General features: G+C 56.2%; 15 protein-coding genes. 9 read left to right on the forward strand and 6 right to left on the reverse strand.

Features of this window, described 5'->3' with window-relative positions; translation table 11 throughout:
• From B9Z43_RS17150 to istB, 4 genes are all read left to right on the forward strand, one after another.
• Nucleotides 1-1,468, forward strand: a 1,468-nt coding sequence (locus B9Z43_RS17150; protein ID WP_158270093.1) for a hypothetical protein, incomplete at its 5' end; no start/stop codon positions are given.
• Between the two features lie 95 nt (nucleotides 1,469-1,563).
• Nucleotides 1,564-2,705 (forward strand): IS3 family transposase gene (locus tag B9Z43_RS09320; RefSeq protein WP_108325526.1). Its coding sequence is split into 2 segments (ribosomal slippage): nucleotides 1,564-1,810 and nucleotides 1,810-2,705, totalling 1,143 coding nucleotides; the frame shifts between segments, so codons are not numbered across the junction.
• A gap of 856 nt (nucleotides 2,706-3,561) precedes the next feature.
• A complete protein-coding gene (istA, locus tag B9Z43_RS09325) occupies nucleotides 3,562-5,070 on the forward strand; it encodes an IS21 family transposase (RefSeq protein WP_108325528.1) in 1,509 nt (502 codons plus the stop codon).
• Nucleotides 5,063-5,866: an IS21-like element helper ATPase IstB gene (gene istB / locus B9Z43_RS09330; RefSeq protein ID WP_199222288.1), complete on the forward strand. Its 804-nt coding sequence runs from the start codon at nucleotides 5,063-5,065 to the stop codon at nucleotides 5,864-5,866. The genes istA and istB overlap by 8 nt, the downstream gene beginning before the upstream one ends.
• A 183-nt stretch (nucleotides 5,867-6,049) precedes the next feature.
• Here the strand turns inward: istB and B9Z43_RS09335 are convergent, their stop codons facing one another.
• The 5 genes from B9Z43_RS09335 to B9Z43_RS09360 all read right to left on the reverse strand — a co-directional run bounded on the left by B9Z43_RS09335 (nucleotide 6,050) and on the right by B9Z43_RS09360 (nucleotide 15,022).
• Nucleotides 6,050-9,169 (reverse strand): efflux RND transporter permease subunit, encoded by a 3,120-nt coding sequence (locus tag B9Z43_RS09335; RefSeq protein ID WP_108324764.1) that lies wholly within the window; start codon nucleotides 9,167-9,169, stop codon nucleotides 6,050-6,052.
• Between the two features lie 11 nt (nucleotides 9,170-9,180).
• Nucleotides 9,181-10,311: an efflux RND transporter periplasmic adaptor subunit gene (locus tag B9Z43_RS09340; protein WP_108324766.1), complete on the reverse strand. Its 1,131-nt coding sequence runs from the start codon at nucleotides 10,309-10,311 to the stop codon at nucleotides 9,181-9,183.
• A gap of 12 nt (nucleotides 10,312-10,323) precedes the next feature.
• Nucleotides 10,324-10,860, reverse strand: coding sequence for a hypothetical protein (locus B9Z43_RS09345; protein ID WP_108325530.1), 537 nt, complete (start codon nucleotides 10,858-10,860; stop codon nucleotides 10,324-10,326).
• Nucleotides 10,861-10,892: 32 nt separating this feature from the next.
• Nucleotides 10,893-12,044 carry a TolC family protein gene (locus tag B9Z43_RS09350; protein ID WP_233250080.1) on the reverse strand — a complete coding sequence of 384 codons (1,152 nt, stop codon included), beginning with the start codon at nucleotides 12,042-12,044 and terminating at the stop codon, nucleotides 10,893-10,895.
• 722 nt (nucleotides 12,045-12,766) lie between these two features.
• Nucleotides 12,767-15,022, reverse strand: coding sequence for a cation-translocating P-type ATPase (locus B9Z43_RS09360; protein WP_255417092.1), 2,256 nt, complete (start codon nucleotides 15,020-15,022; stop codon nucleotides 12,767-12,769).
• A gap of 75 nt (nucleotides 15,023-15,097) precedes the next feature.
• Here B9Z43_RS09360 and cadR point away from each other — a divergent pair, with 75 nt between their 5' ends.
• Both cadR and B9Z43_RS09375 read left to right on the forward strand, forming a co-directional pair.
• A complete protein-coding gene (gene cadR / locus B9Z43_RS09365) occupies nucleotides 15,098-15,577 on the forward strand; it encodes a Cd(II)/Pb(II)-responsive transcriptional regulator (protein WP_108325535.1) in 480 nt (159 codons plus the stop codon).
• Nucleotides 15,578-16,084: 507 nt separating this feature from the next.
• On the forward strand, nucleotides 16,085-16,894 hold the full coding sequence (locus B9Z43_RS09375) for an Abi family protein (RefSeq protein ID WP_108324775.1): 810 nt from the start codon (nucleotides 16,085-16,087) through the stop codon (nucleotides 16,892-16,894).
• A gap of 298 nt (nucleotides 16,895-17,192) precedes the next feature.
• Here the strand turns inward: B9Z43_RS09375 and B9Z43_RS09380 are convergent, their stop codons facing one another.
• Nucleotides 17,193-19,067, reverse strand: a complete 1,875-nt coding sequence (locus B9Z43_RS09380) for a sensor histidine kinase (protein ID WP_158270094.1) — start codon at nucleotides 19,065-19,067, stop codon at nucleotides 17,193-17,195.
• 182 nt (nucleotides 19,068-19,249) lie between these two features.
• Here B9Z43_RS09380 and B9Z43_RS09385 point away from each other — a divergent pair, with 182 nt between their 5' ends.
• The 3 genes from B9Z43_RS09385 to B9Z43_RS09395 all read left to right on the forward strand — a co-directional run bounded on the left by B9Z43_RS09385 (nucleotide 19,250) and on the right by B9Z43_RS09395 (nucleotide 22,252).
• Nucleotides 19,250-19,927 (forward strand): response regulator transcription factor, encoded by a 678-nt coding sequence (locus B9Z43_RS09385; protein ID WP_158270095.1) that lies wholly within the window; start codon nucleotides 19,250-19,252, stop codon nucleotides 19,925-19,927.
• Nucleotides 19,928-20,248: 321 nt separating this feature from the next.
• Nucleotides 20,249-20,791 (forward strand): hypothetical protein, encoded by a 543-nt coding sequence (locus B9Z43_RS09390; RefSeq protein WP_108324782.1) that lies wholly within the window; start codon nucleotides 20,249-20,251, stop codon nucleotides 20,789-20,791.
• 24 nt (nucleotides 20,792-20,815) lie between these two features.
• Nucleotides 20,816-22,252: a CsgG/HfaB family protein gene (locus B9Z43_RS09395; RefSeq protein ID WP_158270096.1), complete on the forward strand. Its 1,437-nt coding sequence runs from the start codon at nucleotides 20,816-20,818 to the stop codon at nucleotides 22,250-22,252.
• Nucleotides 22,253-22,306: the final 54 nt, after the last annotated feature.

The following is a 22,306-nucleotide window of genomic DNA, read 5'->3' on the forward strand; positions in this document are numbered from 1 at the left end:
CGACCGGGAGCTCGCTGCGGAAATTTCCATCGATGAATACGAGCAGCGTGTTGCTGATGAAGCTTCTGTCATCGAGGCTGAAATGGCAGGTTGGAATTTCAAATACAAATTGATTCCTCGCTACACAGTCAAGGAAACTCGTCGCGTCAAAGAAGAGGTGATCACTGAAAAGTTGCTGCCCGATGCAAAGGCGCATTTGAATTGCTCGATCGTCGAACCTTCCGCAACCTTCGGTGGCTCGATGGTCACAAATTTGGATGGTTATGCAATTGCATTGGTCAAGCGTGAAAACAATCAGTACACGCTGTTGAATAACTTGATCGACAAGTCGTTGGTTAACTCTTCCATCGTGAATGCGTATCGCAAAAAGTTTGATGCATGTCCGACCAGCACTCGGATCCTGTGCGAGACCCTCCGTACCCAACTTTTGCCAGCTTCCTTGAAGCTCAAGCAAAAAGATCTGGTTCAAGTCATCCCAGACTCGAACAACTCCGAAAACGAAGTTTTGGCTCGTCCGCGCCTGATGTATCTGGGTAAGACTGGGGAATTGGTTCTGAGTCCTTTGCACCTCAAAGCTGGAGTGGTGACAACCGTCAAACCCAAGGCAATGTTCATGGATGCCCCGAACTATGACGTTGCTCTGACTGGCATCAGCAAAAGCACAGTTGAACAGACATTGCTGAACCAATTGGCATTCAATTTGTACAGCCCTGACCATTTCGGAAAAATTCCAGCGCTGCCTAATGATCCTGTGTACAGCCATCGTCTTTGCTTGACTCACAAGGCCGATGAAAAAAGCCAACTCTTGATTCACTTCAATTCGTTTGCTCAAGAGCCTCAATTTGCTTACGAGCAACCCATCTACGACAACGCATATGACAGTCAGTTGGTCACACGCATCGATTTGAAACCCCAAGCAGTCGAAGCTATTTCCAAGCGTGTTGCAGAGATGTGGCTGCAGGGCATTGACGATCACATCACTCGTGAAGCAAATTTGCAGATGCAAATTACGGTGACTGGTAAGTGCATTTACACCTCGCACACCCAAAAAGATGGCAAGTTCATCGTCAAGAATCGCGTTGTTTACGACCCCGAAGGCGTGGACGAAAACGTGCTGATTGATCAACGGTTCTTGACGAAAGATCTGATGCCCGTGCTGGCAAGTCTGGGCCACATTCCCTTCGATGGTGCCGTGAGTTTCAAGCTCGGTAAGCATGTCCTCGTGCTCGAGTTCACTACTGACGTTGCAAATTACTGCATCGCGATTCCGACATTGGATCTGGATACCAAGACCCTCTGTGTCAATGCATTCAAGTCCTATACGCCTGTCATCGCAGAGAAAACTGCTGCGCAAATGGAAGAAGCTCATATCGAGGCACTCGTTGGTGACCACGAACTGAACGATTACAGCATTGATGGCGCCATCGTTACACACGACGACATTGAAACTATTTACGTGGAAATTTAATCATGAGCAATTTCAACAATCCTAACTTCGCGCTGTGGCATTCCCCCAAATTAGTAGACAAATAATGATGTCAAAACTGAATTGGAGCCATGCAAATGCAACGAACGAAATATGCCGCCGAGTTCAAGTCCGAGGCGGTCAAACAAGTCATCGATAAAGGTCATGCCGTCGTCGATGTGGCCAAGCGGCTGGGAATTCCGGAGGGGGTTCTGTACAGCTGGGTCAACAAGTTCAAGAAATCAGACGCACCCCAGTCAAGCGACCTCAAAGCGCTGCAAGCTGAGATGACCAAGCTCAAGGCTGAACTCAGGCGAACAACAGAGGAGCGCGACATCTTAAAAAAGGCCGCAGCGTACTTTGCCAAGCAGTCCGGGTGAAGTACGCGTTCATGCAGGTACACCAGCGCGAGTTTCGTCTGACCAGTATGTGCCGTGTTCTTAAGGTGCACCGCAGCGGCTATTACGCTTGGCTGCGTGAGCCGCTCTCTCCAAGGGCCAAGGCCAATGAAAAGTTGACCACGCAGATTCGTGAGTTCTACGACCAAAGCATGGGCATCTACGGCAGTCCTCGCATCTTCTTTGATCTCAAGGAGGCGGGTGTGGCGTGTAGCGAAAACCGTGTTGCCCGGTTGATGCGCGCAGCGCAGATCAAATCGGTACGGGGGTACAAGAGACCCAGGTACAAGGTGGGCAAGCCTGCGCAAGTGGCTCCCAATCAATTGGAGCGTCAATTCCAGCACGATGAGCCAGACCACGCTTGGGTCACGGATATCACCTACATCCGCACGCATGAGGGCTGGTTATATTTGGCTGCCGTGCTGGATTTGCACTCGCGTGCGGTCGTTGGCTGGAGTATGGGCGCACGAATGCAGACGAGTTTGGTGCTGGATGCACTGACGATGGCGGTTTGGCGAAGAAAACCAAAGGATTCTGTGATCATCCATTCGGATCAGGGCAGTCAATTTGGCAGTGACGAGTTCAATCGCTGGTGCAAAGACAACCGGTTGAGCCCCAGCATGAGCCGTCGGGGCAACTGTTGGGATAACGCTGTGGCTGAGTCGTTCTTCAGCAGCTTGAAGAGCGAGCAGATCAAAAAACGGATTTACCAAACAAGGGCTGAAGCCAAGTCAGAAATCTTCGATTACATCGAGGGTTTCTACAATCGAGTGCGACGCCACAAGCATCTCGATCAACTCAGCCCCCATGAGTTCGAGCGCCAGCGTCAAACTGCGCTATGAAAAGTGTCTACTGATTTGGGGGAATGCCAGTTTGAGCAATGGAGAAAAGTTATGGCCGTGATTGACAGCGCGACCATTTGGAATTTCATTGCCCCCAGTCAATGCATCGAAACAAGAGTACGCTTTAGCTTCGTTCCACCAGAGGAACGTACGGGCGATATTGCTGTACCCGCCCTTGCGAGCAGAGTGATATTCTTTGAATGTAGTCGCGCACTCGGATTTCAACGCATCGAGTGCGATTTGCAAATGATTTGCGATCCCTGTGAGATAGGGTGTTGTCTGTGTAGACACGGTTAGCTCCTCTTTCAAACTAGCAACTTGCTAGATGGAATTTAAAAATTGATGCAGATGAATAGTCATTTGCATGGACACAGAAATGTCGGTTGGCATGTCTGTCTGTTGTTGAGACTTTGTGATGGGCGACAGTGGCCTCATTTAAGGTTCACCGTCAGACAGCTGCTCTTTGACTGTCCCGAATATTTTTGGTTCGTTCGCGAAATTCCTTTCTTTCTATGACATTGCTGATTAATGTCTGGAAGAGATTGGAAATCCCGTATGAGTTAGCTTTTAGGTATATGCGCTTTGACCATCTGCCTAGCTCGATGTGAACAGCTGAGGTAGATTGGCTCAATGATTCCTTTCCGTAAACCTTGAACTTCACTCTGAAGTCCATGGCCTAAAGTGGAAATCCAAATTTGGGTAGCGTTTAGGTTGATGATTTTTCGGCAACTGCCTAAAGAGTGTTGATTGGCTTTGAAAACTGAGCCACTTTGATGGGAATTTGCATCCAAATTTGAGCCGCTTCATTGGCCTATCCTGCTTATTTTTTGAGCAAGGGTGGCCGGGAGTGATCAACGTGGGAACTTTGAGTAAATTGCGCCGCCTCGTCTTGCGAGATGGCCTGTCAGTGCGCCAAGCCAGCCTCAGGCTTGGAATTTCCAGAAACACGGCCACCAAATGGCTCAGCGAGCCTGAGATGGTTGAGCCCCAATACCCTGTTCGGCAGAGCGCGGCCAGTGTGCTGGACCCGTACAAGGAGCAGCTTGTCACTTGGCTCAAAGCCGACAGCCACCGTAACAAGCGCGAGCGACGTGGCGTCAAGGCCTTGTTTGAGGCTTTGCGCGCCATGGGCTACGGCGGTAGTTCGACGCCCGTGTACCGGTTTGCTCAGCGCTGGAAGCATGAGCAAAGCCATGCGCCCAAGAACGTGGGGTTTGTGCCGCTGCACTTTGAGCTGGGAGAGGCCTTCCAGTTTGACTGGAGCTGTGAGTACGCCTTCATTGGAGGGTTGCGCCGCCGATTGGAGGTGGCGCACATCAAACTGGCCGCCAGTCGGGCGTTCTTGCTGGTGGCCTACTTCACACAAACCCATGAGATGCTGTTTGACGCCCATGCCAGAGGCTTTGCTGTGTTTGGCGGCGTGCCCAAACGGGGCATTTACGACAACATGAAGACGGCGGTGGACAAGATTGGCAAAGGCAAGCAGCGCAGCGTCAACGCGCGGTTTGAGGCGATGACGGGGCATTATTTGTTTGATCCCGAGTTTTGCAACCGTGCGGCTGGGTGGGAGAAGGGCATCGTCGAGAAGAACGTGCAAGACCGCAGGCGAGGTGTTGTGCGCGAGATCACTGAGCGGCGCTGGAGCAGTCTGGCCGAGCTCAATGAGTGGCTCCAGCGTGCCTGCCAAGATGCCTGGCAGGAGTTGGCACACCCAGAGTGGCCAGAGCTGAGCATTGCCGATGTTTGGCAAGATGAGGCGAGCCGCTTGATGCCTTGCCCCAAGCCCTTTGATGGGTACGTTGAACAACCGATTCGGGTGACCTCTACATCGCTGATTCAATACCAACGCAACCGCTACAGCGTGCCTTGCGAGTGGGTGCATGGGGTGGTGAGTTTGCGCGTCTACCCGGAGTACTTGTTGGTGGTGGGGCTCGATGGGCACAGTGTCCGGTTGGAGCGTCACTTTGGGCGGGATCAAACCATTTACGACTGGCAGCACTACATTGCCTTGGTCGAGCGCAAGCCCGGGGCGTTGCGCAATGGCGCCCCCTTCAGGGAAATGCCCGAGCCCTTGTTGGAGTTGCAGCGTCAATTACTCAAACACCCAGGAGGGGACCGGGTGATGGCGCAGGTGCTGTTGGCGGTGAACTTACACGGGCTCGAAGAAGTATTGGTGGCCACCGAGTTGGCACTGCAGGCGGGTCGGGTGAGTGCCGAGCACGTGCTCAATGTGATTGCCCGGCTTAAGGAGCCTGCGCCTGCGCGCCTGGAAATCAGCACGCCCCTGCAACTGAACACGCCTGCGCTTGCCAACTTGGAGCGCTATGACGCTTTGAGAGATGAACAGGAGGCGCGCCATGAGTGATGTGGTCGATGGGCTCAAATCATTGAGTCTGCATGGCATGGCCAGCGCTTGGCCGGAGGTTCTGGGAACGGCCAGGATCAAAGCGCTGGACCATGAGGTGGTGTTGCACCAACTGATCAAGTCGGAGGCTGCACAGCGCGAGGTGCGTTCCATGGCCTATCAAATGCGCATTGCCCGCTTCCCCGCACACCGGGATTTGACGGGGTTTGACTTCGCGCAGGCGCATGTGGACGCGAATCTGGTCAAACAGTTGCATGAATTGCAGTTTGTGGACTCGGCACACAACGTGGTGTTTGTGGGTGGGCCGGGCACGGGCAAGACGCACTTGGCCACCAGCCTTGGGGTGCAAGCTATCCGCGGTAAGGGCAAGCGGGTGCGTTTCTTCTCCACGGTGGAACTGGTCAATGCCTTGGAGCTTGAGAAATCTCAGAACAAGCATGGGCAGTTGGCCAATCGCTTGATGTATGTGGATTTGGTGATCTTGGATGAGATGGGGTATTTGCCGTTCACCCAATCAGGGGGCGCGTTGTTGTTTCATTTGCTGTCCAAGCTATACGAGCGAACCAGCGTGGTGATCACGACCAATCTGAACTTCTCGGAGTGGGCCAATGTATTTGGCGACGCCAAGATGACCACGGCGTTGCTGGACCGGCTCACGCATCACTGCCACATTGTTGAGACGGGCAACGAGAGTTGGCGCTTCAAGCACTCGCAGGCGGTCAGCCTGAAGGGTAAACAATCCAAAACGAAAGGGGGCAAAAGCACCGAGCAGCTAAACTTATCCACAACCGAATAAGCCAATTCTTTAAAAACCAGTGGCTCAATATTCGATGCAAACACTGGCTCAGTTTGACTGGCTAATCAACACGCCATCGTTAGGGCCAGCCCAAGCGAGTCCGCTCAGTAGCAACGACGAAGTGATTAAGAAAGTGCGGAATTTCATGAGATTTCCTTTTTAGGGTTGAGGTAGAAAACTAGGTCAGAACGCCTCGGCGTCCTTGTCTTGCAAAAGCGCCTCGGCGGGCTTGCGACCGAAGAGCCAGAACATCGCGGGTGTGAGAAATGTGTCGAGCAGCGTGGAACTGATCAAGCCAGAGAAGATCACCACAGCCACCGGATGCAAGATCTCAGTGCCTGGGCGCTCGGCCTCGAAGAGCAAAGGTGCCAGTGCAAAAGCGGTCACTAACGCGGTCATCAAGACGGGACTCAAACGCTCCAACGATCCGCGCAGAATCATCTGCGTGTTGAAGGACTCTCCCTCAAAGCGCATGAGGTTGATGTAGTGGCTCACCTTCAAAATCCCGTTGCGCACTGAAATACCCGCCAGGGTGATAAAGCCAATCAGGGCTGCCACCGACAAGGGCTGACCTGACAACCACAGTCCCAACACGGCACCCACGAGCGCGAGGGGAATGTTCACCATGATCAAGGCCGACAAAACGGTTGACTTGTAGCGGCTGTAGAGCACCACAAACATCAACACTACAGAGACAACAGAGAGCAAGGAAATCAGGCGCGATGCTTCTTCTTGCGCCTGGAATTGCCCCCCAAGAGTAATGAAGTAGCCCTCGGGCAGTCGAGATTCTGCTGTGACCTTACGGATGTCGGCCACGACCTCCGAGAGCGGACGACCCGAGGCGTTGGCGGAGATCACGATGCGACGCTTGCCGTTGTCCCGGCTAATCTGGTTCGGCCCATCAGCGTCTTCAATCGTGGCGATCTTGGACAAAGGCACCCTGCCTAAGGGCGTTTCGATCAATATCTGGCCGAGGCCTTCAAGCGAACGGGCAGACTCAGGCAAGCGCACGACCAGAGCAAACCGTCGACCTTCTTCCATGATCTGAGTGACACGTTCGCCTTCGGCCAATGCTTGCAGTGTCGAAAGCACTTGTGCGCCCGACAATCCATATTGGGCTACCGCAGCGTAGTCCAACCGAACCTTGATTTGGGGCGCAAGAACTTGCTTTTCGATTTGCAGATCGGCGATGCCTTGGATACCCGCCAGTCGGGAGCGTAAGGTGTCGGCTTGCCCTCGAAGCACGTCCAGGTCTTCGCCGAAGATCTTGATGGCGATTTGTGAGCGAACGCCAGAGAGCATGTGATCGATCCGGTGAGAGATCGGCTGTCCCACCTCGATGGAGGCTGGCAAATTGGCCAGTCGCGCACGAATATCTGCACGAACCTCATCCATCGAGCGAGTCAGCTCTCCTGAGGGTTTGATCCCCACATCCAGTTCGCTCACATGAACGCCCTCGGCGTGCTCATCGAGCTCAGCACGTCCACTGCGCCTGCCAACGTGCACCACTTCCGGTACTTGCTTGACCAACACCTCGGCCTGGCGCGCCAGGGCAGACGATTCGGTCAGCGTGACGCCTGGGTTCAGTCGCAGGCCCACGAGCAGCGTGCCCTCATTGAAGGGGGGCAAGAACGTGGTGGGAAAGAATGGTACAGCTGTGGCTGCCAGCAGGACCGCAACCCCTGCGCTGGCCATGGCCACGCGAGGCCTGTCCAGAACCATCTGCAAGCTGCTCTTGTACCGCCGCTTGAGCCAGGCGAGCACCTTGGTGTCGCCATGGTCCAGATTCTTCATCCGGGGCAGCAGGTAGTAGCTCAGCACAGGGGTCATCGTCACCGATACGAGCAATGAGGCCAGTGTCGAGATGATGAAAGCGATGCCCAGCGGTACAAACAGCTTACCCTCCAGCCCCGGCAACGCGAACAGAGGCAGAAAGACCAGAACAATGATCACCGTCGCATAGAGGATGGCTGAGCGGACCTCCATGGACGCCTTGGCTACAAGTGAGAGCAGCGGCTGGCGCTGGCTGGCATCCTTGGCACGGTCTTCTTTGAGACGGCGCAGGATGTTTTCCACATCCACCACGGCGTCGTCCACCAGTCCACCGATGGCAATGGCCAGCCCCCCAAGCGTCATGGTGTTGATCGACAGGCCGAAGTACTTGAAGACCAGTGCCGTGATGAAAATCGACACCGGTATGGCGGTGAGCGCGATGATGGTGGGACGCAACGTCCCCAGGAAGAAGAAAAGGATCGCGGCCACAAAGACCGACGCGCCGATCAGCTTGCCTTGCAGCGTCGAAATCGACGCCTCAATGAAGCTGGCCTGGCGGAATGTCACACGTGGGGCCTCCATCCCTGCGGGCAGAGAAGCTTTGAGGTCCGAAATGGCTTCCTCGATGGACTTGGTCAAGCTAGTGGTGTCAGCCGTGGGTTGCTTTTGAACCCCCAGGATCACCGCTGGCTTGCCCTCAAAGCCTGCATCGCCTCGCTTGATGGCCGCAGCAAAAGTGACCTCGGCGATTTGTCGCAACAAGATGGGCTGCCCGTTCTTGGCGGAAATGGCCAGGTTGCGCAAGTCCTCCAGACGGGAGGTGCGGCCCAGATTCCGGATCAGGTACTCGCGTCCATTGAGTTCCAGAAAGCCGCCGGATGTGTTGGCTGAAAACCCGCGCAGAGCAGACTCCAACTGGTCCAAGGAAATACCCAGATCCGACATACGTGCCGTGTTGGGCTGAACCTGAAACTGACGCACTTCTCCGCCGATGGGGATTATCTGTGCGACACCCGGTATGGACAGCAGACGCGGGCGAAGCACCCAGTCGGCGTATTCACGCACGGCCATGGGTGAGATCTTTTGCGGATCGACAGGAATGGCGATCTGCATGATCTCGCCCATGATGGAGCTGATTGGGCCCATGCGGGGCATCACCCCGGCAGGCAAACCTTGCTCCATGGCCGAGAGCCGTTCAGACACCAATTGGCGTGCCCGGAAAATCTCCGTGTCCCAATTGAAAGTCACGTACAAAAAGGACAGCCCCGCCGAGGATGTCGAGCGAATCGACTCCACACCAGGCAATCCGTTCATGGCCGTTTCCAGCGGGAAGGTGATCAACTGTTCCACCTCTTCGGCCGCCATCCCGCCAGCCTCGGTCATGATCGTGACCGTCGGCTTGTTCAGGTCCGGAAAGACATCCACCGGCGTTCGGGTCAGGGTGAATGCCCCGTAGGCCATTAATACGGCGCCAGCAATCAGCACCAGTAGCCGATTGGCCAGACTGTTTTCGAGAAGCCACTTAAACATCGCGTGACTCCTTAGCGGACTTGGTTGATGAGTGTGGCGCCCTGAGTCGCCACACGATCACCGGATTTCAGACCCGAGGTCACCGTGACGCTTGCACCGTCCAGTGGTTCAAAGGTGACGGTGCGAGGTTCAAACTTTTCAGGTGCAGTCTTGACCCAGACCACGTTCTGATTGGCTGCGTTCTTCATCAGTGACGCTTGGGGCACCGGGATGCCCTGCGTTTTTTGCTTGGACTGAACGACCACTTTGACCGGTTGCCCAACGGCCAAACCCAGCAGTTCCGGACTCTGCGCCTGGAAATTCAAGGGCAGTGCCTGCTCGCGCAAGCTGCGGGCAGCACCAATGAAGCTCAGACGCACGCGCTGATCACCGACCGCCAGTGTGGCGCCGCCAATATTGCTCGCAATTGCGCCATCAAAAGCCAGTGCTTCGATCCGCAGCCGTTTCGGATCGACGATTTCAAAGATCAGCTCACGGGCGTCGACCACCTGACCTGCGACGACTTGGGCAGACGCAATCACCCCGGACACCGGGGCCAGTAGAGCCTCCTTGCTGGCCAAGCCTGCGCTGACGGCCGACATGCGGTCCGTCAAGCTGACCACCTCGCTCTCAGCAGCTTCCACCTCTTTGCGTGGCACGGTGTCCGACAGTTCACGCAAACGCGCCAGACGCTTTTCGGCAAGCGCCTTGGCAGCACGGATCTCAGCTAACTGAGCCGATTGGCTAGCTTTTTCCAGCGGGGCAACAGCTGAGACTACATAGGCCAGCACCTCGCCTTTTTTCACAGTCTGACCCGCGTTGGGCAAGCCATTGGGCCCGGGCTCGATCCGTCCAGCATTGATGGGTTGAACTTTCCCTCCAGCGTTCGGGTCCATCAGCACCCGTCCGTTGAGTTCAAAGGCGCGAGGCAGCTCGGCGGTCTCCACCACCAGCGTCCTGACATTGAGTTGGCGCTGCGCTGGCTTGGGCAAGTAGACGCTGCCATCGGCCATGCGCTGCGGGCCATTGGCATTTCCCACGGCAGGGGCTGCGCCGTGGTCATGACCCTCACCAGCGAAAGACGGCGCGCCAGCGCCCGCTAAGCTCAAAGTTGCCGCCAGAGCGAGCCAGTGGAGCTTTTTCACAGTGTTTTTGGTTTTCATGTGGATGGCTCCTTAAGCACGACGGGTTTTTTGACGGAAGCGAACCATGACGCCCAGCGTCAGCAGCGCAAGTAAACCGGCGCCGACCCACATCGCGATGGTTTTCCATGTAGAGCGAAGTCCTGGCACGCTTTCATCGGTGTGCAAATCAAGTTCCGTCGCCAATAAATCGGTCAGGTCACCGGCCTGGATGGTTGCGGTGATCGCCATCACGCCGGTCTTGAGCGTGTCCTTGAGGGTGACCTCGTACTCACCTTCACCATGCTTTTGCGCTTTGTATTTGCTGCCAGCGATGTCCAACTCGATTTGGGCGTCGTTGACCGGGCTGTTGTCTTTAAAGCGGTCCAGATAAAGCGTGACCAGCTTTCCATTGAGGATGCCAACCAGCTCAAGATCCTCAGACGTTGCGGTAAACCGGGGCAGCGCAGATCCAGTGGCTTGCGGTGCGGTGTCTCCGTGGTCGTGACCAGGTCCTGCGATAGTCAATGGGCTAAGGAGTGTGAATATCAGAGCCAAAAATATGGCCCTAGTCGATTGAATGAACTTCATGGTGTTCCTTAATTCTTTGGTGATGAGCGGGGTCACTGGGGTAGCAAGCCCAAGGACTGGCGCCATGCAGAAATGGCGGTGGCCAGATCGATTCGGCTGCGCGCTTCTTGTCGCTCTGCTTCAACGGCCTCGGCCTCGATACGCAAGCGAGTTGGCAGATCGGTCTCGCCCAGCCTGAACGACTTGTCAAAAAATCCACGGGACTCCCGGGCCAGCTTGGCTCTTCGCTGGGCTGCGTCGAGTTGGATGCGTGCGGCCTCCACGCGAGAAGCAGCGCCTCGCTGATCGGCCTGGATTCGATCTCTCTCAAGGATTAGTTGAGACTGCACTTCAATGGCTTCTGCCTGCGCCGTCGCGACACGGGCGTCATACCTGGGCCCTGCACCAAACGGCACTCGAATGCCGATGAGCACCGTCTGGCCATACCGTTCTCCAAATGACCCACGGTCCCGAGTGGTGGCGACCGTTAACTCGGGGTTGGAGCGTTTCTGGGTGCTGATCAGGCCAGCCGTGCGTTCGGCAACAGCGATACGGTCTTCCAGCTCTGCAATGAGTGGGTGACGGGCTGATTGGGCCGGAGCTGGAGAGGGTTCACCCGCTGCGTTGTGGGGTGATTCTGGTGCCGCGAGTCCGCCCGTGAGCGCATTGAGCTGCGCCAACGCAACTGCCGAGGCAGCCTGGGCCTGCGCTGCTAGCGCTTCGGCTGCTGCCACAGCGCCTTCTGCCTGATGCTGATCTGACCGGGCCAGGTCACCTGCCTGCGTCCTTCTCGCAACGTCTGCAGCCAACCGTTGGGCGTTGGCCAACTGCTCACGCGCCATTTCGGCATCTACGCGAGCACGCTGCCAGTTCCACCAGGCATCCCTAACGGATGCGGCGAGCCGCAGTTGTGAGGCGAGAAGCCTGCGCTCTACAAAAGAGATTTCTGCCTGCGCCAAGTCGGCACTGGCCGTGCGCTGCCCAGGGAGCCAGAGCGGAACTGCGATGCCGATCTCGGCTTCACGCGCACCGTTGTTACCGGTCGCCCGGTCCGATCGCTGACTGATCTCAAGAGAGGGCGCCTCGGGTGACAGCAGGCCTGCAGCCTTGGCTTGGGCCTGCGCGGCGTCCCGTCGCGACTGCAGCGCGCGTGCTTCCGGCTGCCTTTGCCAAGCCGTCTCAAAAACTTCCTTCAATGACGCCACACCGGTTGGCGCGGCGCCAGAAGTGCTCTGTGCGTGAGCGCTTAGGACCCAGCAGCTCAAAGTAACCACCGACAGCACAATTCGAAGAGGTGCTGACCTTTTTTCGTTCAAACGCATGACTCATCTCCAATGGTGAAAACATCCAAGGAGATCAGCGAGCAGCGACGCAGGGGTCGCGGGCTTCAGTGCGCAACGCTTAATGCGTCATGCACACCAGCGCACAAGGGATTCGAAAAAGGGAAGAGGAAACCCGAGGCTCGCCGATCAGGCAAGCGTGGGCCACTGAGGCCGTTCAGGTCGCTCTGTGAGCGCTAGAGATGGGTTGACGTCGTAGTCGAATGGGTAATCCCGATCTGCCGCTGCTGTGGGCGTTGTCAGATCACTGGCCAGAGCCGCAGAACAACCCAAGTGGCACGTCGCGCAGTCATGATGAACCCCAGCAGATGAAACGCCGTCTTTGACGGGTTCATGTTGGTCTGCGGCTTGATGGTCGTGACTGTGGTGGCCTGGGTGGTTGACAGTCACACCCGATTCATGTTGGCAATAACCAGCCACTGCTGCCCAGCTGAACTGCAAGGGCAACAGAACCAGCAAGATGATTGCCAAGTACCGTTTCATAAGGTAACAGTGTAGTAGCTTTAGGCTTCCAAGGCCACTAGCCCGGTTGTTGACCTCATGAATCCTGAGGTCAATCAAGAGTGGTGGCCTGTATGTGGCGGCCCTCACTTTGCTGCCTTGAGAAGGCGCAGCCCGTTGAAAACAACCAACAAACTCGCACCCATGTCCGCAAAAACTGCCATCCACATGGAGGCGTCATCAAAGATGGCCATCAACAGGAACACCGCCTTGATGCCGAGAGCGAGGGTGATGTTCTGCCACAAGATGATATGGGTTCGTTTGGACAAGCGGATCGTTTCGGGTATCCGGCGCAGGTCATCGTTCATGACGACGACGTCCGCTGCTTCCATGGCCGTGTGAGTGCCTGCAGCACCCATGGCAAAGCCAATATTCGCCTTTGCAAGTGCCGGAGCATCATTGATGCCATCACCGGTCATGGCTGTCACGCCGTATCGCTCTTGGAACTCCTCAATGGCCTTGAGCTTGTCCTCGGGCAGCAGATTGCCTCGGATTTCCGAGATGCCTGCCTGATGCCCAACGGTGCGTGCCGTAGCGGCGTTATCACCAGTCAGCATGATGGGAACGACCCCTAGCGCCTTCATCTCGGAAATGGCCTCGATCGATGACGGCTTGATCGTGTCTGCCACAGCGAACAGCGCGATCACCCGGTCCCGATTGGCCAAAATGGTCACAGTGCGTCCTGCCTCTTCATGGACTGCGAGGCGCGCCTCCAATTGCGCAGAACATTGGCTACGTTCTTCAATCCAGCGGTGATTGGCCAGGATGTAGGGGTGTCCATCAATCACTCCTTGAACGCCACGACCTGCAACAGCCTCAAACGAATTGACCTCTTGGGGTTGTACCGCGAGCCCTTGAGCAATCGCTTTCGAGACGGGGTGGTCCGAGCGCGCAGCCAGGCTCTTTGCGAGCAGTTCTATGTGCTCTGGCGCTTCGTCCGTCGCCACAGGCTCAAACGCCACCAGTTTGGGTTTGCCCTCGGTGATGGTGCCCGTTTTGTCCAAGGCGACAGCTTTGATCTTGCGGGCTTCCTCAAGGTAGACGCCCCCCTTGATCAAAATGCCTCTGCGCGCACCCGCTGCAAGACCGCTTACGACAGAGACCGGCGTGGAGATGACCAGGGCGCAAGGGCATGCAATCACCAGCAAGACCAACGCTTTGTAGACCGCCTCCAGCCATGTGAGACCTGCCACCCAAGGCATCAGCAAGGCAACAAGCAGTGCCAGGACAAAGACTGCAGGCGTGTAGATGGCGGCGAACTGGTCAACGAAACGTTGCGTCGGTGCGCGGGTGGCTTGAGCCTCCTCGACGGCTTTGATGATCCGGCTCAGCGTGCTGTCGGAAGCAGGCGCAGTGACTTGCATCTCCAGGGCGGATGCTTGGTTAATGGTTCCGGCGTACACCTCATCACCCGGCCCCTTGTCCACAGGCAGACTTTCACCTGTCAAGGGTGACTGATCCACCGCGCTCTGACCTGCCACAACGATGCCGTCGAGCGGCACACGTTCACCCGGAGCAATTCGCACAATTGAATTCAATGCAACAGACCGCACCCCTAGTCGAAGCCAGCGACCATCTTCTTGTCGCACTTCTGCTTGCTCGGGTGAAAGGGCTAGTAGGCTCTTGATCGCACCCCGCGCACGATCAACGGCCCGCGCCTCGATGGCCTCAGCAATCGCGTAGAGCGCCATCACCATAGCTGCCTCAGGCCACTGGCCGATCAAAAAGGCGCCCGTAACGGCTACCGACATGAGCGCGTTGATATTCAATCGCCCCTGCCGAAGTGCAGCCAGGCCCTTTCCGTAGACTCCGAAGCCTGAAAGGAAAATGGCTCCCATTGCCAGTCCCATGCCTAGTGCTTTGACCCAGGATGTCGACGGAAACGCGTAGTTGATGGCTTCTGCTGCCAATGCCAAGCCAAGCGCTGCCAAAAGTTTTCCCCATACCTTCCAAAAAGCCGGAGATGCTGCGGATGCATTCGAAGACGTGTTGCCTTCTTCTTCCACGGCCTCAGGCTTGAAACCTGCCTTTCGAATTGCCTGCAGTGCACCTGGCAATGCGGCTTCGCTCGCGGAAATGGTCAACACACGTGCTCCAAGATCGAATCGCAGGGTATCAATTCCTTGAATGCCATCCAACGCGCGACGGATCTCCGCCTCCTCTGACGCGCAATCCATATTGGAGATGCGGAACTTGTTTTTCGGTTGGTCGGAGCGTGTTTGCGTCACGTCCTGCTCAGATAGCGTCGTGGGCGCGCATGCAGCGGCAGAGCAGCAGCTCACACTTTGGCAGTTTTCTGGCTTGGTGCTTTCAGGGGTTGTACTCATGATTTTTTTCCTCATCAGGAGCATTAGAAACCCTGTAGCCACTTCAGAGTCAAGGGTCTAGAATGGGATCAAGTGCTGAAGGAGGACCCCATGAGGATTGGAGAGCTCGCCAAGGCCACCGACACACAGGTGGAGACCATTCGCTACTACGAGCGTGAGGCCTTGCTGCCGATGGCCGAGCGGACTGATGGCAACTACCGGGTCTATGGGCCAGAGCATGTTGAACGGCTTATGTTCATCAGGTACTGCCGTGGGCTGGACATGACCCTGGATGAAATTCGAGCGCTGTTGCGCATGAAAGACGCCCCACCAGAGGACTGCTCTGACATCAATACCTTGATTGATGAGCACATCAAACATGTGGCGGTTCGAATCCGCGAGCTAAAGGCCTTGCAGAGGCAGCTTGTTGAGTTGCGCAGCAGTTGCGCCGGCAGCGGTGCAGTCAACGAGTGCGGTGTGCTCTCTGGAATGGCTCAGGCTTCCAAGGAAGCCGGGCCGGCTCTCAAAAGAGGAATACGCCATGTTCAGGGGGCGCATAAATTTGCGTCAAAGAAACATGAGCCACATTGAATCGTCCTACATCATCCGCCGAATGGTAGAGAGACGTCTTTTGATGGATTGAATCCCGGACTTCTACTCACCCCTGAAATCCGCCTCAAATAACGTTTCGTCTCCCGATCGTTTAGCGAAGGACCATCCACCATGACAACAGTGACACGCACCAATTTGAAATGCGCATGTGGGCACCAGGGGCGCATCGTCATGCGAGAAAACGACGCCCCGTTTTCTAGGCAGTACGAGGACTACTCTTTGGATGGGCTGAAAGGGGGCAGTTTCTCTGTCCTGGACCGGTTCGCGAAATGGGATGAAGTCTTTCGGGAGATGAAACCGGTTTGTCCTCAATGTGGGAGCAAGCTCACAGAGGACAACATTGAGATCTGATCTAGTTCAAAACCGAGGCCTAGAAAGCCGAACGCCACCCGAAGGTGGCGCCGACTCTTTGCACATGGAGCCATCATCACGCGAGGTGAGAGCGGGACATCCACAGACTTCCCTTGAAGTCTAGCACAGAGATCTATGACAGGCAACCAGCAGAACCACCTCGTCCATTTCCTGGCACCGGCCAGGATCGCAGGGTACCGGAGCTTCCTCAAGCTGACCTCCAATGAGGAGGTGCGGCGTGCGTATGCCTGGAACTATGCGATCTCAGCCATGGTGTTCCCTCTGCTGGGTTGTATCGAGATGCATCTGAGGGATGCGATCCATCGTGTCATGTCCCAGAGGTATTCCCCTGCGGGAGCGGCTGGACATCATGGGCATCCTTGGTATGACGATGCCCAGGCGCAGCACTATCCGTTCATCGGTGATGCCAAAAAGTCTATCGACGGGATCTTGCATGACAAGAAGACCAAGGCCAGAAGGAACCCGCAGCCAACAACGGATGACGTGGTCGCTGCCTTGACATTCGGGTTCTGGACCAATTTCTTCAGGACACTGTCACCAGTTGATGCGCCGCCGGTCATCTCGCAAATTTTCCCAAACCATCCCATCTTGAACCCCAAGCAGTGGGGCAATTCGCAAAACCGGCATCAGCTTGGACAGGATCTACAAATCGCCAACTTCTTCCGAAATCGTGTGGCACATCATGAGCCATTGTTCAAATTTCGGTACCAAGGGGCATACCCAAAGAGGCTGGCTCAAGGGCTGACGAACCTGCGCGGGTGCATGGACCTCTGCCTGGTGATCAGTGGTTGGATTGATGGTCCCTCCGAGCAGGCTTTGCGTCAGTCGGATTGGTTTCAACATTTCCAAGTCTTGTCGACCGAAGCCTGCTTCAATGATTGGGTGAGGAATGGCAATCCACCGGCCCACACCTATCCGGTGTAAGCGATGGCTCAAACGGCAAGATCAAAGGCTGCGGAAGTCTGCGGGCAAATGAGGAAACCGCATTTGCGGGGTCAGGGTTCCGCATGTTTCCGTAGGAAACCGATCCGAACCGAGGGTGTTAGCATCCGTTCATCTGATGGGAATTGAACCCCGGTCCTCACCCACCACCATACAAGCTGTTAAGGCCACACTTTTCGCGAAGTGTGGCCTTTTCTTTGTGTCGCTGAATGAGGACTCAGGCGGTGTGTGGGTGCGGTCAAAACAGGCGGCACCAGCGTTGCCCTCTCACTGAGCTTTCTTAGCGCTGGAAAATCACCCGCACACAAGTGCCATCGGTCGATGACTCGACCACCAGCTCTGCGCCTAGTCGTGCTGCGCGATCTGCCATGTTGGCCATGCCGTGGCCAGCCCTTTTGACAGTGCCGGCCTTGGCCGCATCGATGCCCTGGCCATCGTCTTGTACCTCAAACACGATCACGCTGTCACTGACATGGGTGCACATCGTGACCGATTTGGCCCGAGCATGCTTGATGACGTTGGTGCAGGCTTCTTGCAGCAGCCGCAGCAATTGCAATCGGTCTTGATCACTGGCCAAAAACGCATGCGGCATGGCTGCGGTCTGCCAGGTAAATTGAATTCCTTGCGATCTGAACACGGGGGCCAGTCGGTGTCGCAGCATGGCCAGCAACAGAGATACCGTGTCCTGCGTGTCGTCTTGGTCCACTTGACGTGGGCTGCTGAACACGTCGAGCATGCTGCGCAAATCCAGCAAGGCATGGTCGATCAGGGCTGCCAATTCGGCCGATCGTGCATCCTGTATCGGCCCCGATTTGATCAGCGCACTGGCGGAAATCAATTGCGAGCCCAAGCCATCGTGCATGTCGCGCACCAGGCGCTGGCGTTCTTCGGTCAGCAAGATTTTTTCGCGCTGGGTTTGGATCTCTTCGTGGTACGCCGCCAGTTGTTTTCTTTGCGCGGCCAATTCCTGTTTGAGCTGCCACGCTGCTTCTTTTTTGTAACGAAGGTAGCGCACCAAACGCTCGCTCGCCAGCAGGCCGATCGACAGGGCCAAGAACGGCGCCACCCAGTGCGTCATCGACAACAGCGAATAAGGCAAAAGTTCTTTGGCACGCGCCAAGTCCAGGGCATTGACACCCACCCCAAAGAACATGGAAATCGCAAAGGCAAAATCGGACAAATAGCCAGACTTGGACGATGCGTACCAGAGCAAGTAAAACCCCATCGCCAAGGTCGCAGGCACGATGATGGCAGCTACCCCCATCAGCCAGGTTTGCCAAAGCTGCATGGGCAACAGGGCCAAAGCCAGGTAAGCGATCAGGCCCAGGCCCAACAAAGCCCATTCCAGGCTGCGATGGCGGTTTTGAATCAGGCAAAGTGCCACATAAAACCCGAAAAAACCGGTCATTGGTCGCGTGACCATGAACCAGGTGATCCAGGTGTTGTCACTCATGGGGCCTAGCCAGCCCAACACCACCAAAGCGTGTAGGCACCAGCTCAGGGCTGCCATGGCGAAGCCCATCGACAGGCGATCACGTTGCGAAGCATAAACACTGATGGAAACGATGGCGATGAACACCATCAACATCAAGCCTCCCAGGCGCATGCCCACTTGCAAATCCTGTAATGCGCCACATTCGTTGGCCAGCAACTCATGCCGTCCAAACCAAATTTCAGACAAACCCGGGAAGGTGCCTGCCACCGTGCGCAGCCGAATGTCGAGGCGGTGTTCTCCCGGCGTCAAACGCATAGGTAAGGGGACAAAAGCCGGCCGAGACAGTTGTTTGAAATCGATCTGACCTTGCTCGTGATTCAAAAGCCTTTGCCCATCAATCCACACACTGGGATTGCTGGACCATCTGGGCACACACAAAGCCAGGTGCCGTTCATGGGTGGGCTCAGAGTCCACGGTGAAGGCCAGTCGGTAATGTGCAAAGCCGCTGTCGTTGTTTTCAGGCCGATGGGGCAATGGGACTTGCGTGGAGCGATCCGGAATGGCCGCCATGTCAGGCCCAAGACCCAAGGTGGCATCACGAAGAATGCTGATTTTCCCTTCGCTTGCACGACCAAAGGCGTCCGATGTCATGGACACGTTCAAGGCGTAAGTCGCTGCCAAGACCATCATCGCGAAACACAGCCCTGTCAAGAACTTCACGGCTGTCCAAGTTTTGCTTGAAAAGGTAGGCGGATAGAGCGTCATGAAGATGGGGTGAGTGGTTCGGGTCCTGCTGTTTTGTGCAAGGTCATGCAAATCACGGGATGTACAAATTTAACAGATGCATCAAAATCATGTTTGGATATTATCTAATACAAATTTCTATAAATCTAATTGGACCGATGCAAACGGGAAAATCATTTCTGCTGATGGTCGAAGACGACCTGAACTTTGCCGATTGGGCTCATGCCGAGCTCGGGCGGGACTGCGCAGATTTGACCCTGGTGATGTGCCATGACTTGCCATCTGCCCGCAGCTGGCTCGCCACGGCGGACGCGCAGCACTTGGCCATGGCTGTGGTGGATTTGCATCTGGGGCAAGAACTTGGTGTGGATTTGATTGCGCAACTGCACCAAAGTCATACCGATGTCCCCTTGCTGGTGCTGACTTCGGTGGATGCACCCCAAGAAGCCTTGGGCGCGATCCGTGCCGGCGCCCAAGGCTATGTGCTCAAAAACACGGTCGACAAAGAGCTCAGCCGGGCTGTAGAGCAATTGCGCGCTGGCGGATCGCCGATCAATCCTGGCATTGCCTTTCAGCTCTTGTCTGAATTTCGCATGGCCGATGCGGCAGAGCCTGAAACTCCGACATCACTTGATGATGCCCTGTCCGCCTTGAGCACCAAGCTGTCCCAGCGTGAGACGGAGGTGCTCAAGTTGGTCGCTCGCGGGTATGCCGACAAAGAAGTCGCCGCCCGCTTGGGCATTTCTCCCAGCACGGTGGACACCCACGTCCGTTCTATTTTCCGCAAGTTCAGCGTTCATTCGCGCTCACAACTGCGCCGCATCATTGGTGGCTGAGCTCTTTCTCATTCACTATGAAGAAAAGCGGTCGCTCACTTCAATCCAATTCCTGAATGCTGGCTGACGGCATTTGATCTGCCTGCATCACGTGATTTGCGTGATGGTGCGATGGGGCTGCGCCCATCAAAATAAAAACGACAAATTAACCAATACCGACTTCTTTCGTCGTTTTGAGTAATTTAACTAATTTGGAAAAATATGTTGAAAAAACTCGTGAAAGCGTGGGACTGTGCAGTGGTGACAAAAAGTCGCTGTGCAGGCCAGCGACTCTTCGTTGGGGTCATAGGGTCTGCCGCTTTGTTATCGGTGCCCGCCGCCATGGCCAACGGCTATGGTGAAAGTGCCAGCTGGGGCTTTCAAACCAACCAAGACAAGGTCAACAAGGCCTACGTGCTGGACATGATCGAGAAGAAAAAGAACGGCTACTACAACGCCATCAAGTCGACCTACAACTACAACACGTACATCGACAAGCAGGTCAACTGCACCTTGTCGGCTGTGACCAACGGCACATCCGGTGCCAACGGATTGGATGCCAGCACCTCATCGCCTGTGCTCAACAACACCGGCACCACATCGGCCAGCGGTGCAGCCAACTCGGCCAGCAACGGGCTGTCGCAATCAAGCCTGACGGGCGTCTTCAACACCAACGCCACGCCGCCCGGCAGCATCAGCAGCGGTCAAAGCAGCTCTGGCGCACTCAACAGCAGCATCTCGGGTGCCAGCAACAGCGCCAGCACCGGCCAGGTCGCTGCCAACGGTGGCACGACCGACCAGGTCCTGAACTCACAGCAAACCAACTCCGGCGTTTTGACCTCCTCCATCAGTGCCAGTTCGGCTTGTGCCGGCCAGCAGCCCTGATTGCATATGCCCCAAGGTTTAAACATGCACCGCACCACCATTCGCCGAACACTACAGGTGTTGGGCCTTATTGCAGCCATGGCCACATTGGCCGGTTGCAGCGCCATTCAAGCAAGGCGAGAGGCCCAGGCACAGCCGCCCAAAGAAGCCTCGGTCATGCCCGGCAGCTCATCGCGCAACAACACCACGCCGATGGAGTCGGCCTTTACCTGCTTGGCCAAGTCGTATGGCGCTGTCAAAGTGCCGGTGGTCTCCATCACCGTCGGTGATGTGAAAGACTACACCGGCAAATACAGCCAGGCCGAAGGCAACGCCATCACGCAGGGCGGCTCGCTCATGCTCTATTCGGCTCTGGGCAAGATGGGCAGCGCCGTGCGCTTGCAAGAACGCTTTGACACCCGCATTGCCGAGCTGGAGCTGGCCTATGCAGACCGCCGCCAATTGGGTGACGGCAAGCTGCACGCGGTCGAAGCGGGCAAGCCCCAAGTGCCTTGGGTGCCTTACTTTGGTGGCTCGATTTTGCGCAGCGACTACTACATCGTAGGTGGCATCACCGAAGTCAACTACAACATCCAGTCGCGCGGTGCCGAGTTCAGCGTGTCGTCCATCGGCGGCAAAGTGCGCACTTTCACCATGAACGTGGGTGTGGACCTGCGCATCGTTGACTCGCGCAGCTTGGTGGTGGTCAAAACCGTCAGCATGCAAAAGCAGATCACCGGCACCGAAGTGGGCGCCGGCATTTTTCGCTTCTTTGGCACCGAGTTGCTCGACGTCAACATGGGCTCCAAGAACCAGGAGCCTTTGCAGTTGGGTGTGCGCACCACCATTGAGCACGGTTTGCTCGAGTTGCTGGGCGCCGTCAGCGGCCTGAATGCTCAGCCCTGTGTGGACTACGCACTCAAAGGTGCCCACAACGCTGAAAAACTGCAAGCCGCTGTCGATGCGACCACACAGCCTTTGTTGCAAGCCGTAGGGCCAGCGCCCGCAGAGCCTGCACCAGCGAACAAGTTGGTCGAGTCTGCCAAAGTCGTAGACATCGCAGAGGCCACTCAAAACACCCCCTTGCCCGTGCCCGTGAACGCCGCACAAAACAGCGGCAAAGCCGGTGCCAATGGGTCTGTGAGCATCGGTTTTGAGCCCAACAAATCAAGCCTCGATGGCATGGCCCAACAAGCCCTGGCCGAGCTGGGCAAAGGCTTGGCGGCCGACCGGCAAAAGTCGGTCTCCATCGAATTGCTCACACGTGAGACCGAAAATCTGCCCTCTGCTCAGCGGCGTCAATTGGCGCAAGAACGCGCCAAAGCGGTCAGCGATGCGCTGGTCGCCAATGGCGTGCAAGGCAGCCGCATTGCCTTGGAGTGGTTGCCCGATGCCAGCTCTGCCATCCAGCGCCAAGGCGCAGGCATGCAAGTCGTCGCCCGTTTGAAAGTCACCGAGGCCAAAGCTGGCAGCGGTTGGTAATTTTTTCGCAGCGCATTAATTTTTTAAATCAACAAATCCCCCCACCTGGAGTCA

It is taken from the genome of Limnohabitans sp. MMS-10A-192, assembly GCF_003063335.1.
In the GTDB taxonomy this organism is placed as follows: domain Bacteria; phylum Pseudomonadota; class Gammaproteobacteria; order Burkholderiales; family Burkholderiaceae_C; genus Limnohabitans_A.